We start from the raw sequence: 12,793 nt of genomic DNA on the forward strand, positions 1-12,793 counted from the left end.
CCGCGTTATTTGAGTTTTATTAACGAAATTAATCGCATACTCAATAACTGAGGTGATCGTAAGATCATCAAGGTTAAGTTATGAAGGGCGCATGGTGAATGCCTTGGTACTAGGAGCCGATGAAGGACGGGACTAACACCGATATGCTTCGGGGAGCGGTAAGTACGCTTTGATCCGGAGATTTCCGAATGGGGAAACCCAATCATCTTAGTCGATGATTGCTTGAGCAGTGAATACATAGCTGTCAGGCGGTAGACGCAGTGAACTGAAACATCTAAGTAGCTGCAGGAAGAGAAAGAAAATTCGATTCCCTGAGTAGCGGCGAGCGAAACGGGAAGAGCCCAAACCAACGAGCTTGCTTGTTGGGGTTGTAGGACTGAACATTTGAGTTACCAAAGTGCGACGTAGTTGAAGTCGTTGGGAAGCGACGCCAAAGATGGTGATAGCCCAGTAAACGAAACGTCACACTCTCAGTTTAGGATCCTGAGTACGGCGGGACACGTGAAACCCCGTCGGAATCCGCGAGGACCATCTCGCAAGGCTAAATACTCCCTAGTGACCGATAGTGAACCAGTACCGTGAGGGAAAGGTGAAAAGCACCCGGGAGGGGAGTGAAACAGTTCCTGAAACCATGTGCCTACAAGCTGTCGGAGCACATTTACGTGTGACGGCGTGCCTCTTGCAGAATGAACCGGCGAGTCATGATTGCGTGCAAGGTTAAGGTGGAAAAACCGGAGCCGTAGCGAAAGCGAGTCTGAAATGGGCGTACGAAGTACGCAGTTATGTACCCGAAACCAGGTGACCTACCCATGTCCAGGTTGAAGGTGCGGTAAAACGCACTGGAGGACCGAACCCGTATCAGTTGAAAATGGTTGGGATGAGGTGTGGGTAGCGGTGAAATTCCAAACGAACTTGGAGATAGCTGGTTCTCTCCGAAATCTCTTTAGGGGGAGCCTCGAGGTTTAGAATCATGGAGGTAGAGCACTGTTTGGACTAGGGGCCCGTCATGGGTTACTGACTTCAGATAAACTCCGAATGCCATTGATTTTTACTCGGGAGTCACACGGTGAGTGATAAGATCCATCGTGGAAAGGGGAACAGCCCAGATCATCAGCTAAGGTCCCTAAATATATGCTAAGTGGAAAAGGATGTGGAATTGCACAGACAACTAGGATGTTGGCTCAGAAGCAGCCATCATTTAAAGAGTGCGTAATAGCTCACTAGTCGAGTGACTCTGCGCCGAAAATGTACCGGGGCTAAGCATATTACCGAAGCTATGGATGCATCCATCAGGATGCGTGGTAGGAGAGCGTTCCAAGGGCGATGAAGTCAGACCGTAAGGACTGGTGGAGCGCTTGGAAGTGAGAATGCCGGTATGAGTAGCGAAAGACAGGTGAGAATCCTGTCCACCGAATGACTAAGGTTTCCTGGGGAAGGCTCGTCCTCCCAGGGTTAGTCGGGACCTAAGTCGAGGCCGAGAGGCGTAGACGATGGACAACAGGTTGATATTCCTGTACCAGTTGATTGTGCTTGAGTGATGGAGTGACGCAGAAGGCTAAGCGATCCGGACGATTGGAAGTGTCCGGCCAAGCAGCGAGTCAGTTGATGAGTCAAATGCTTATCAGCGGGTTGACAAGCTGTGACGGGGAGCGAAATTATAGTAGCGAAGTCGTTGATGTCACGCTGCCGAGAAAAGCTTCTAGCGAATAATCAACTGCCCGTACCGCAAACCGACACAGGTAGTCGAGGAGAGTATCCTAAGGTGAGCGAGCGAACTCTCGTTAAGGAACTCGGCAAAATGACCCCGTAACTTCGGGAGAAGGGGTGCTGATCGCAAGATCAGCCGCAGTGAAAAGGCCCAGGCGACTGTTTATCAAAAACACAGGTTTCTGCAAAATCGTAAGATGAAGTATAGGGGCTGACGCCTGCCCGGTGCTGGAAGGTTAAAAGGAAGAGTTAGCTTCGGCGAAGCCCTGAATTGAAGCCCCAGTAAACGGCGGCCGTAACTATAACGGTCCTAAGGTAGCGAAATTCCTTGTCGGGTAAGTTCCGACCCGCACGAAAGGCGTAACGATCTGGGCACTGTCTCAACGAGAGACTCGGTGAAATTGAATTGCCTGTGAAGATGCAGGCTACCCGCGACAGGACGGAAAGACCCCATGGAGCTTTACTGTAGCTTGATATTGAGTGCTTGTACTGCTTGTACAGGATAGGTAGGAGCCATAGAAGCCAGGACGCTAGTTTTGGCAGAGGCGTTGGTGGGATACTACCCTTGCATTATGATCACTCTAACCCGCACCACTGATCGTGGTGGGAGACAGTGTCAGGTGGGCAGTTTGACTGGGGCGGTCGCCTCCCAAAAGATAACGGAGGCGCCCAAAGGTTCGCTCAGAATGGTTGGAAATCATTCGCAGAGTGTAAAGGCACAAGCGAGCTTGACTGCGAGACAGACAGGTCGAGCAGGGACGAAAGTCGGGCTTAGTGATCCGGTGGTTCCGCATGGAAGGGCCATCGCTCAACGGATAAAAGCTACCCTGGGGATAACAGGCTTATCTCCCCCAAGAGTCCACATCGACGGGGAGGTTTGGCACCTCGATGTCGGCTCATCGCATCCTGGGGCTGTAGTCGGTCCCAAGGGTTGGGCTGTTCGCCCATTAAAGCGGTACGCGAGCTGGGTTCAGAACGTCGTGAGACAGTTCGGTCCCTATCCGTCGCGGGCGTAGGAAATTTGAGAGGACCTGTCCTTAGTACGAGAGGACCGGGATGGACATACCGCTGGTGTACCAGTTGTTCCGCCAGGAGCATCGCTGGGTAGCTATGTATGGATGAGATAAACGCTGAAAGCATCTAAGCGTGAAACTCGCCTCAAGATGAGATTTCCCATTCCTTATGGAAGTAAGACCCCTCAGAGATGATGAGGTAGATAGGATGGAAGTGGAAGTGCCGCGAGGCATGGAGCGGACCATTACTAATCGGTCGAGGACTTAACCAAGTTTAGGGTGTTTCGATTGAACGTGAGAAGAATAGATATTGTTTAGTTTTGAGAGTGCAAGCTCTCAATCCTGAAAAGGATTAGTGTGGTGATGATGGCTTGAAGGATACACCTGTTCCCATGCCGAACACAGAAGTTAAGCTTCAACGCGCCGAAAGTAGTTGGGGGATCGCTCCCTGCGAGGATAGGGCATTGCCATGCAGACGTTTTAAAAGGGTAAGACCTTTGGTTAGCCCTTTTATTTTTTTGGAGGATTAGCTCAGTTGGGAGAGCATCTGCCTTACAAGCAGAGGGTCACAGGTTCGAGCCCTGTATCCTCCATTTACCATGATTGGGCTATAGCCAAGTGGTAAGGCAACGGTTTTTGGTACCGTCATGCGCTGGTTCGAACCCAGCTAGCCCAACTTGAGCCGTTAGCTCAGTCGGTAGAGCATCTGACTTTTAATCAGAGGGTCGACGGTTCGAACCCGTCACGGCTCATCAACTTAATAGTTATGCGGAAGTAGTTCAGTGGTAGAACATCACCTTGCCATGGTGGGGGTCGCGGGTTCGAATCCCGTCTTCCGCTTTTATCATGCACCCATAGCGCAATTGGATAGAGTGTCTGACTACGAATCAGAAGGTTGAAGGTTCGACTCCTTCTGGGTGCACTTTTCGGGAAATAGCTCAGCTTGGTAGAGCACCTGGTTTGGGACCAGGGGGTCGCAGGTTCGAATCCTGTTTTCCCGATTAACAATGAAAATTGTTATCGCGGTGTAGCTCAGCTGGCTAGAGCGTCCGGTTCATACCCGGGAGGTCGAGGGTTCGATCCCCCCTGCCGCGATAAATGGGTCTATAGCTCAGTTGGTTAGAGCGCACGCCTGATAAGCGTGAGGTCGGTGGTTCGAGTCCACTTAGACCCATAACTTGCAAAAGTTGCTTTTATGATCATGACCCATTAGTCAAGCGGTTAAGACACCAGCCTTTCACGCTGGTATCGTGGGTTCGAATCCCGCATGGGTCACTTAATTTATTATCGCGGGGTAGAGCAGCCTGGTAGCTCGTCGGGCTCATAACCCGGAGGTCGTTGGTTCAAATCCAGCCCCCGCAATTTTGGTCCGTTGGTCTAGTTTTGGTTAGGACGCATCCCTGTCACGGATGAGATCACGAGTTCGAGTCTCGTACGGACCGTAAATGGCTCGGTAGCTCAGTTGGTAGAGCAACGGATTGAAGCTCCGTGTGTCGGCGGTTCGATTCCGTCCCGCGCCACTAGCCATTTTATTATCGTTCAGCCACGTTATGATAATGGGGTTGAACGATTTTTTCTTTTTCTCCAAAAATGTAAAACGACGCAATCAGTAAATGATCACCGATGTTTTTTATGCTTATGAAAGCGTCAAATACGAATTCGCTATTGAAAGATTGATGTCCAAATAGTTTAGGTGAACTATCCATCAGCAGCTTTTGCACGATAACATAATGAAAAACACGCTGTCCTAACCTTGGTATGGCTAGAACAGCGTGTTTTTGGCTGCTGGATTATTTCTGCTTGTCTTTTAAAAGCTCAACGATTTCAGCTAAGTATTTTTCCTCAGCACTTGGTTCAGGATCAGCTGGTGCTTCATCGTGACTTGGCATCAGCTTATTGACAAACTTCACCAATAAAAAGACAACAAAGGCAATGATTAAGAAGTTGATGACCGAGTTTAAAAAGGCCCCATAGCGGAAGTGCGCGTCGCCAAAACTAAAGACCAGATTAGAAAGATCAATCTTGCCTAAGAAGATCCCAATCAATGGGTTGATCAGATTCTTAACCAGCGCATTGACGATTGACGTAAAGGCCGAGCCGATGATTACCCCGACGGCCATATCCATGACATTGCCGCGTGAAATAAATTCCTTGAATTCCTGCAACGTTTTTTTCATTAAAGTATCTCCTGTTATTCTTAGAGCAACAGTAAGATTATATGCTAAATCAACTAATTGAGCAATTAAAAATTAAATTTAGTATCCATATAATTAAAAATATTATAGTTATTAAAGTTAATCAAGTGACTAATTATTGCTTGTAAAATTAAGAAGGTTGATTGTATAATATTAGAAATTTTTAATTTAAGAGAGGAATTCTAATTATGTTCAGTCAAATTGGTGAACTCATTTTTAATAATGAGGCCGTTGCTAAGACTTCTGATTTTACAATGGGATTGGAAGTCGAGATGCAGCGCGTGGATGAAACCGGCAATGTCAGTCAAGAACCGTATCCGGCCGCGATTGGCGATGAAAAGACCAATCCTTGGCTGACCAATGACTATTTGGAGACGATGCCTGAAATGGTGACGCCGGCCGCTAGCCACTCATTGGATGCAATGCATTATCTTTATAAAATCAATAATGCGCTGCGTGCGGCCCTGGCTCCTGGTGAACTGCTCTGGCCACTGTCAATGCCGCCTAAGCTGCCAGCTGATAAATCACAGCTGCGTTTGGCAAAGATGGGACCCAAAAAAGAGGCCTATTTGAAAGAATGGACCAAGCGTCACAGCTATTCAGAGGGGACGCCATGCGGAGTGCACATTAATCTAAGCATTGATCAGCATATTATCGATCTGGTCAAAGCAGGCTTTCCCGATAAGTTTAAGGACGAAAAAGCAGTACGCAACTATCTGTACGCGGTTTTGGCGCAAGGATTCGTTCGCTATCGCTGGTTTATTACCTATCTGTTTGGTGCCAGCCCAATTGCTGAGGCCAACTATTTTGAAAAAGGGCAGGGGATTGACCATCCAGTTCGCAGCATTCGCCAAAGCTCATATGGTTTTGGGACCAAATTTCAAGGTGACTATACGGATGTCCAAAGCTACGTTGATCGAATTGAAGACGGGGTTAAGCAGGGAATTTTGACCTCAGATTATGAATTTCATGGCAGCGTGCGGTTCAAGGGCAATGCCAACCTAAAAGAGCTGCCCAAGACTGGGGTGGAATATATTGAGCTGCGCATGCTGGATCTGGATCCCAGCAGTTCAGTTGGTGTCAGAACGGATACGCTGCGTTTTATTCGTCTGCTGGCCAGTTATTTTATTATGCACCCAGCCCTGCCGCTTGCTGAGGTTAATCGAGTCCTGGATAATGCCGACGAGATGAATGATGTGGTGGCTAAAGAACTGCCAACTGAACCTTGCCATTATCAAAACAAGGCTTTGGCAATGATCAAGAGTCTGGAGCGCTATGCCAACCAGATTCAACTGGGACCAGAATTTTCTGAGATTTTGGAAGATCTGGAAGACCGGGTTATCAATCCTAAAACCACACCGAGTGCTAAGCTGATGAACTACGTCGAAAATGATTCTTTAGAAAGCTATGCACTGCGGCGGGCGCGTCGCTATCAAGAAGCGGCCATGGAATCGCTGCATCCGTTCCAGGGATTTGCCGGTGATCATATTCCAAATGCCGACGAGCTGAAGCGAGAACTTGATAAATAGACGAATTTAAGATTAGACATAAAAAACGGCACTGCCAGCTTGAAGCTTGCGCAGTGTCGTTTTTATGCTAGTTGTTTTGATTATCGGTATGATGACGCTTGGCTGCCACCTTGGCTGAGCGGCGGATAAAGTCGCCAAACAAGGCCTGTGATTCGCGGTAATGCTTGTACATGTTTTCAGGATGCCACTGCACGGCCAGAATCTGATCACTGTCATTTGATTCTAAGGCTTCAATGACTAGATCCTGCGCGCGGGCAGCGACCTTAAGCGAAGGCGCTACCCGATCAATGGCCTGGTGGTGTCGCGAGTTGATGTAAGGATGCTTGCCGATCAGCTTGTAGAGGCGGCTGTCCAGGTCAACGTCGATATGATGCGAAGGCAGATTGCCTGGGGCGCCTTGAACATGTTTTAAATGAGCGTCTGGATTCTCAGAAAGGTCTTGATACACGGTTCCGCCCAGTCCAATATTGATCAGCTGCATACCGCGGCAGATTCCTAAAATGGCCTTGCCGGACTGAACCGCCCCCTTGAGCAGCGCAATCTCAAACAGGTCTCGTTTACGGTAGGTCATTCCCAGATTCATGTGTGGCTCTTGACCGTAAAATGTTGGATCAACATCGGCCCCGCCAGCAAAGACAATCCCATCAAAAGTCTCGAGATATTCAGGCGCTAAGTCGGGCTGCACGCTTGGAAAAATAATCGGCACGCCCCCTGATTTAACAACGGCTTCAATAATCGGCCGCGGCGCAAATGGAGCATTGCGCTCGTTGATAACGTTGGTGGCTTCAGTCAAGGTTGCGGCTGGAATCGCAATTTTTGGTTTCATTAGAAAAATCCCCCATTTGCAAAAATCTTATTAGAATGAACTTATCATACTTAATCAGAAAAAGTACAGTTAAATGCTGAAAAATATTAAAAAAAGATGATAAAGCGATTAATGAAACGGTCAGTATTAGTTGGCCGCTGTGATTAAATTTTTTGCAAATTAGTTACAATCGCCGACATAACGGCATTTGGTGACGAGAAAGCTGAATTTTCATAACGATTTACCCAAAAAACGCAATTGACAAAGCGACCAACAGCGAGTATCTTTATTTGCAATGAATGAATGTCCTTTAAGTTTAGTCCAGAGAGGCTAGCAAGGAAACGAATTAAATTGCGGCATGGTGAATGCTGTTTTCGTTGAACGCTGCCCTCAAATAAGGGTGGTGTTTTTTTTAAGGACAAATTCACAAAGGAGGATTTTTGATCCGCCATTTAAAGGACGACAGTGAGCGTCCAAACGGTTACTCGTGAATTTAAGGAAGGATTTTGTCAAAATGTTAGAACCTATGAACCTTGTCCGCTTAGAAAACTTTGTCAGCGTAGAAGATCTGTCGGCTGATGAAGTCAACGCTTTGATTGCTCGTGCTGAATACTTCAAGCGTGGTGGTGCCGTACCAAAGCTGAACAAACCAGTCTATGTCGTTAACGGCTTTTTTGAAAACTCCACGCGGACGCACACCAGCTTTGCCGTAGCTGAACGTAAGCTGGGATTGACGGAGATTCCATTTGATCCAACGCATTCTTCAGTTAAAAAGGGTGAGACGCTGTACGACACGATGCTGACGATGACGGCGCTGGGAATTGATCTGGCAGTTATCCGTCACAGTGAAAACAACTACTACCAGCCACTGATCGACACCAAAGAAAACGAACAGGCCAACATTGGAATAGTTAATGCCGGTGATGGTTCGGGCCAACACCCATCACAATGTCTGCTGGACGTGATGACGATCCATGAACAGTTTGGTACCTTTAAGGGCCTGAAGATTGCCATTATCGGTGACATCAGCCACTCCCGCGTTGCCCGCAGCAATGCTCAGCTGCTCAATAAGCTGGGGGCTGAAGTCTACTTCTCTGGTCCAGAATACTGGTTTAATGAAGACTTTACGCAGTATGGTCAATACAAGCCGGTTGACGAACTGATTGGCGAGATGGATGCCATCATGCTGCTGCGGGTTCAACATGAACGGCTTTCCAATGATGATGCTCACGAAAAGGACTTCAGCAAAGAAGCCTACCATGAAAAGTACGGCATGAACCAAGATCGCTACAATAAGATGAAAGACAATGCCATCATCATGCACCCAGGTCCAATCAACCGTGGCGTTGAACTGGCCAGTGAACTGGTTGAGGCGCCTAAGTCCGTCTTCTTCCGTCAGATGCAAAACGGGGTCTTCATGCGGATGGCAATGATTGAAGCAGTTCTGCGCGGTCGTAAGTTGGGTGGTTTGGAATAAGATGACGACAAAACTGATCAAGGGTGGTACGGTCTTTGTAAACGGCCAATTGGTTAAAACGGATGTCCGGATTGCTGATGACAAAATTCAAGCGATTGGCAACGATCTGCCGGCCGCCGATGAAACGATTGATGCCACCAATAAATTAGTAGCACCAGGACTGGTTGACGTTCACGTGCATTTCAGAGAACCGGGCCAAACCTATAAGGAAACGATCGAAGCCGGCAGCAAGGCAGCTGCTCATGGCGGTTTTACCACGGTTGGCGCCATGCCAAACGTTGATCCGGTACCGGACACGCCAGCACGCATGCAAGCACAGACTTCTTTGAATCAAAAAGAAGGGGTCGTCCACATTTTTCAATATGGTGCAATCACGCATGGACGGACCAGTGAGGAACTGGTTGACTTTCATGGCCTTAAGCAGGCAGGCGCTTATGCCTTCAGTAACGATGGCAGCGGTGTCCAGACGGCTGGCACCATGTATCAAGCCATGGAAGGCATTGCCAAAGAAAAGATGATCTTGGCGGCACATGTTGAAGATGATTCGCTGCTGTTTGGCGGGATCATGAATGCTGGCAAACGAGCTGAAGAACTGGGACTGCCGGGTGCACCCAGCGTTTCGGAATCGGCTCAGGTGGCTCGGGATCTGGTCTTAGCCAACGCGACGGGGGTTCACTACCATATCTGTCACGTTTCTACCAAGGAAAGCGTTGCGATGGTACGGTTTGCCAAGTCACAGGGCGTCAACGTAACCTGTGAGGCATCACCACATCATCTGTTGCTGGCTGATCAAGACATTCCGGCCAATAACTCATATTACAAGATGAATCCGCCGCTGCGTCATGAAGATGATCGGCAGGCGCTGATTGAGGGACTGCTTGATGGTACGGTTGACATGATTGCGACTGACCATGCCCCGCATTCACAAGCTGAAAAGCCAAAAGATGACATGCGGGGGGCAGCTAACGGTATTACTGGCAGTGAGACGGCTTTTCCGATGATGTATACCAAATTCGTCAAGGGTGGCATCTGCACCTTGGAACAGCTGCTGAACTGGATGAGCACCAATCCAGCTGACATTTTTGGTCTGCATGAAGCTGGACATCTGGAACCGGGCAAGCCGGCCGATATCGTGATCTTCGACTTGACCACGCAGCGAACGCTTAATGAAGCTGATTATCTTTCCAAAGGCGTCAACAATCCGTTTACCGGTGAGCAGGTCTATGGCACGGCTGATCTGACGCTGGTTGATGGTAAGGTTGTCTATCAGCGATAAAACTATTAAATTCAAACCAGATCGAAAAGAGCGGTCTGGTTTTTTTTACTTCTCAAACATTTGTTCGCAATTGAGAAACGTGTTAAAATGAGATACCAATCCAGAATTAGGAAAAGAAAATGGTGAAAGCTTTGAAAACGATAACTTGGCAAGACATCATCCGAATGCTTAACAGTGATGTCTACTTATATGAATTAGGTCGTAAATGGGGAAACGATTTTTTAACTTCCGAACAGCAGGCTGCCATGATTCGCAAATATCAAAACGAACTGCTGGACCTGCAGGATGATCTGTCGGACTACACGAGCTTGCCGCTGCCTGACAGTGCAACTTTGATTGGTATTTTTATGGCGCGCTGCGTGATTGCGGAACTGATCAATCAAGAGCCGGTTGCCAGTGATGAGATTTTAAAGGTTGATTATAGTGCCAAGCCGGATCAGTTTGATTCTCGCTGGACGATCACGATCTATAATCCGGTTGCTGATGAAGAGATGATTGGCGTAGCGGAGCTCTCCTATGCTGAGATTTTGGGGATGCGCGTAGCAATCGATGATGATACTGATTTTATGGCCGGGCTGGCTGTTTTATTCAATGAGATTACCAAATCAGGACTTTATGACTGGGAGCGCAGTGCGGTGATCTATCGTCAGAATGCCGAGCAGCGGGCAGTTGAATCCGCTATGTATGATTTTATGGAGCAGACGCAGCAAATCGCGCTGTTTTTCGATGAGTACGTGGCCAGCCATCCCGATGATCCGAATCTGCCCGATGAGATTGCACTTTTTTGGCCATTGACTACCGGCATTATGGCGCCATTAGATGCTGATGATCCAGCCAGTCCGCTGATTTCAACAATGCAGCTGGATCCCAAGCTATTGGCTAGGTTCAAGCTGCGGTTTGGCCAAGCGTTTCGCCGTTTTAAAGGTGAATAGTCTTTTACAGCGATAACATTCGTGTTTTTCTGATTTAACCGTCTGAAATATCGGAACGCTATTAAAAATCATTAAAATTCACTTCTATTAATGATTGAATGGTTAAAAATGTTCGTTCAATATGTTAAGATAAATATAATCATTTTCTAAGCAGATTTTAGGAGGAACATTATGCGGGCGATTTTAACCACGATTGGCAAGGATAAAACCGGGATCATTGCAGGGGTCAGCAGCTATCTGGCTCAAAATGACATTAATATCGTAGACGTCTCTCAAACTATTATGGATGGATACTTTACGATGATGATGATGGTCGATGTAGACGATGATGCTGCTGATTTTGAAAAGCTAACCCAAGAACTGGATGCTTTAGGCACCAAACTGGGCGTTGACATCAACATTCGCAACCAAGAAATGTATGACGCTATGCACCAGCTATAGGAGGCCTGTTTTGGAAACTGAAAAGATTATGGAAACGGTTCGCATGGTCTCTGAGGAAAAACTTGATCTGCGAACGATTACGATGGGGATCTCGCTGCTTGATTGTATCGACAGCGACAGTGATCGGGCCTGTCAAAAAATTTACGACAAGATTACGAAAAAGGCCAAGGATCTGGTGCGGGTTGGCGAGGAAATCGAAACTGAATTCGGAATTCCAGTTGCCAACAAGCGTATCACGGTGACGCCGATTTCATTGATTGCCGCGGCCTCTGGTGATCACGACTATGTCAAGTATGCCCTGGCTTTGGATCGAGCTGCCAAAACGGTAGGCGTTGATTTTATTGGCGGCTATTCAGCACTGGTTCAAAAGGGCTACCAAAATGGCGACAAGACGCTAATCAAGTCGCTGCCTGAAGCCTTGACGCAGACTGACCTGGTCTGTGCATCCGTTAATGTTGGCTCCACAAGAACGGGGATCAACATGGATGCCGTCAAGGAAATGGGGGAAGTCGTTAAAGAAGCTTCCGAACTGGACTACATGAACAATGCCAAGATGGTGATCTTCTGCAACGCGGTCGAAGATAATCCGTTTATGGCAGGGGGCTTTCATGGCGTTGGCGAATCGGATGTCGTCATCAACTGTGGAGTCTCGGGTCCAGGGGTTGTCAAGGCAGCCCTTGAAAAGGTTAAGGGCGAATCAATGGACGTCGTAGCCGAAACCATCAAAAAGACGGCCTTTAAGGTTACTCGGATGGGGCAATTGGTTGGTACCACGGCGGCCAAGCGTCTAGGCGCCAAATTTGGAATTGTTGACCTTTCATTGGCCCCCACGGCAGCGATTGGCGACTCAATTGCCGAAATCTTGGAAGAAATCGGGCTTTCAAGCGTTGGCGCGCATGGAACGACTGCAGCTTTGGCAATGCTTAACGATGCTGTTAAAAAAGGCGGCATTATGGCCTGCAGTCATGTCGGCGGACTTTCCGGCGCTTTCATTCCGGTTTCTGAAGATGCTGGGATGATCAAAGCCGTGAATGCTGGCTACTTGAACGTTTCCAAGCTAGAGGCCATGACGGCGGTCTGCTCGGTCGGGCTTGATATGATTGCGGTACCGGGTGATATCGAAGCTTCAACTATCAGCGGGATGATTGCCGATGAAGCCGCAATTGGGATGATCAATGCCAAAACGACGGCGGTCCGAGTCATTCCGGTTCCTGGCAAAAAGGTTGGCGATACGGTTGAATTTGGTGGTCTGCTGGGCTATGCGCCAATCATGGATGTCAGTCATGCCTCTTCAGCAGCCATGATCAGTCGCGGCGGCACGATTCCGGCACCGGTTCACAGTTTTAAAAATTAACGATAATGTTAAAGATCGTACTTGTCTGGTTAAATTGACAATTAACGGTCTTTTTTTTATTATT

The 12,793-nt window shown here is 48.0% G+C and carries 8 protein-coding genes, 12 tRNA genes and 2 rRNA genes; 20 read left to right on the forward strand and 2 right to left on the reverse strand.

From position 1 onward, the window contains the following. The first annotated feature begins 71 nt into the window (after window positions 1-71). From H0G69_RS03200 to H0G69_RS03265, 14 genes are all read left to right on the forward strand, one after another. Window positions 72-2,992, forward strand: a 23S ribosomal RNA gene (locus H0G69_RS03200). Window positions 2,993-3,076: 84 nt separating this feature from the next. Next, window positions 3,077-3,193: ribosomal RNA gene (rrf, locus tag H0G69_RS03205) — 5S ribosomal RNA — on the forward strand. Window positions 3,194-3,240: 47 nt separating this feature from the next. Further along, window positions 3,241-3,313: transfer RNA gene (locus tag H0G69_RS03210), tRNA-Val, on the forward strand. A gap of 11 nt (window positions 3,314-3,324) precedes the next feature. Further along, window positions 3,325-3,396: transfer RNA gene (locus H0G69_RS03215), tRNA-Gln, on the forward strand. Between the two features lie 3 nt (window positions 3,397-3,399). Further along, a tRNA-Lys gene (locus tag H0G69_RS03220) sits at window positions 3,400-3,472 on the forward strand. Window positions 3,473-3,488: 16 nt separating this feature from the next. Next, window positions 3,489-3,560, forward strand: a tRNA-Gly gene (locus tag H0G69_RS03225). A gap of 8 nt (window positions 3,561-3,568) precedes the next feature. Further along, window positions 3,569-3,642: transfer RNA gene (locus tag H0G69_RS03230), tRNA-Arg, on the forward strand. A gap of 5 nt (window positions 3,643-3,647) precedes the next feature. Beyond that, window positions 3,648-3,721 (forward strand) — tRNA-Pro (locus H0G69_RS03235). A 20-nt stretch (window positions 3,722-3,741) separates the two neighbouring features. Beyond that, window positions 3,742-3,815, forward strand: a tRNA-Met gene (locus tag H0G69_RS03240). A gap of 5 nt (window positions 3,816-3,820) precedes the next feature. After that, window positions 3,821-3,894, forward strand: a tRNA-Ile gene (locus tag H0G69_RS03245). A gap of 29 nt (window positions 3,895-3,923) precedes the next feature. Further along, window positions 3,924-3,995 (forward strand) — tRNA-Glu (locus H0G69_RS03250). Between the two features lie 13 nt (window positions 3,996-4,008). Continuing rightward, window positions 4,009-4,082, forward strand: a tRNA-Met gene (locus H0G69_RS03255). Window positions 4,083-4,086: 4 nt separating this feature from the next. Next, window positions 4,087-4,162: transfer RNA gene (locus H0G69_RS03260), tRNA-Asp, on the forward strand. 5 nt (window positions 4,163-4,167) lie between these two features. Continuing rightward, a tRNA-Phe gene (locus H0G69_RS03265) sits at window positions 4,168-4,240 on the forward strand. 270 nt (window positions 4,241-4,510) lie between these two features. Here H0G69_RS03265 and mscL read toward each other — a convergent pair. Then, window positions 4,511-4,897 carry a large-conductance mechanosensitive channel protein MscL gene (gene mscL, locus H0G69_RS03270; RefSeq protein WP_006499954.1) on the reverse strand — a complete coding sequence of 129 codons (387 nt, stop codon included), beginning with the start codon at window positions 4,895-4,897 and terminating at the stop codon, window positions 4,511-4,513. A 206-nt stretch (window positions 4,898-5,103) separates the two neighbouring features. Here mscL and H0G69_RS03275 point away from each other — a divergent pair, with 206 nt between their 5' ends. Further along, window positions 5,104-6,444, forward strand: a complete 1,341-nt coding sequence (locus H0G69_RS03275) for a glutamate--cysteine ligase (protein WP_006499953.1) — start codon at window positions 5,104-5,106, stop codon at window positions 6,442-6,444. 67 nt (window positions 6,445-6,511) lie between these two features. Here H0G69_RS03275 and H0G69_RS03280 read toward each other — a convergent pair whose 3' ends face one another. Next, a complete protein-coding gene (locus H0G69_RS03280; RefSeq protein WP_006499952.1) occupies window positions 6,512-7,270 on the reverse strand; it encodes a gamma-glutamyl-gamma-aminobutyrate hydrolase family protein in 759 nt (252 codons plus the stop codon). 493 nt (window positions 7,271-7,763) lie between these two features. Between H0G69_RS03280 and H0G69_RS03285 the strand changes: the two genes are divergently transcribed. The 5 genes from H0G69_RS03285 (at window position 7,764) to H0G69_RS03305 (ending at window position 12,729) form a co-directional block, all read left to right on the forward strand. Beyond that, a complete protein-coding gene (locus H0G69_RS03285) occupies window positions 7,764-8,726 on the forward strand; it encodes an aspartate carbamoyltransferase catalytic subunit (RefSeq protein WP_420890830.1) in 963 nt (320 codons plus the stop codon). 1 nt (window position 8,727) lies between these two features. Next, window positions 8,728-10,002, forward strand: coding sequence for a dihydroorotase (locus H0G69_RS03290; RefSeq protein WP_128513442.1), 1,275 nt, complete (start codon window positions 8,728-8,730; stop codon window positions 10,000-10,002). A gap of 131 nt (window positions 10,003-10,133) precedes the next feature. Beyond that, complete coding sequence (locus tag H0G69_RS03295) at window positions 10,134-10,934, forward strand: hypothetical protein (RefSeq protein ID WP_180305153.1); 801 nt, start codon at window positions 10,134-10,136, stop codon at window positions 10,932-10,934. A gap of 171 nt (window positions 10,935-11,105) precedes the next feature. Then, window positions 11,106-11,375, forward strand: a complete 270-nt coding sequence (locus tag H0G69_RS03300; RefSeq protein ID WP_033935031.1) for an ACT domain-containing protein — start codon at window positions 11,106-11,108, stop codon at window positions 11,373-11,375. Further along, a complete protein-coding gene (locus H0G69_RS03305) occupies window positions 11,353-12,729 on the forward strand; it encodes a PFL family protein (protein ID WP_370799867.1) in 1,377 nt (458 codons plus the stop codon). The genes H0G69_RS03300 and H0G69_RS03305 overlap by 23 nt, the downstream gene beginning before the upstream one ends. Window positions 12,730-12,793: the final 64 nt, after the last annotated feature.

Source organism: Limosilactobacillus mucosae, from assembly GCF_013423865.1.
GTDB classification, from domain to species: domain Bacteria; phylum Bacillota; class Bacilli; order Lactobacillales; family Lactobacillaceae; genus Limosilactobacillus; species Limosilactobacillus mucosae.

Excerpts from the sequence above, each read along its gene's own strand:
- H0G69_RS03275 (WP_006499953.1), top strand. The coding sequence starts at position 5,104 with ATGTTCAGTCAAATTGGTGAACTCATTTTTAATAATGAGGCCGTTGCT.
- H0G69_RS03280 (WP_006499952.1), bottom strand. The coding sequence starts at position 7,270 with ATGAAACCAAAAATTGCGATTCCAGCCGCAACCTTGACTGAAGCCACC.
- H0G69_RS03290 (WP_128513442.1), top strand. The coding sequence starts at position 8,728 with ATGACGACAAAACTGATCAAGGGTGGTACGGTCTTTGTAAACGGCCAA.
- H0G69_RS03305 (WP_370799867.1), top strand. The coding sequence starts at position 11,353 with ATGACGCTATGCACCAGCTATAGGAGGCCTGTTTTGGAAACTGAAAAG.
- H0G69_RS03300 (WP_033935031.1), top strand. The coding sequence starts at position 11,106 with ATGCGGGCGATTTTAACCACGATTGGCAAGGATAAAACCGGGATCATT.
- mscL (WP_006499954.1), bottom strand. The coding sequence starts at position 4,897 with ATGAAAAAAACGTTGCAGGAATTCAAGGAATTTATTTCACGCGGCAAT.
- H0G69_RS03285 (WP_420890830.1), top strand. The coding sequence starts at position 7,764 with ATGTTAGAACCTATGAACCTTGTCCGCTTAGAAAACTTTGTCAGCGTA.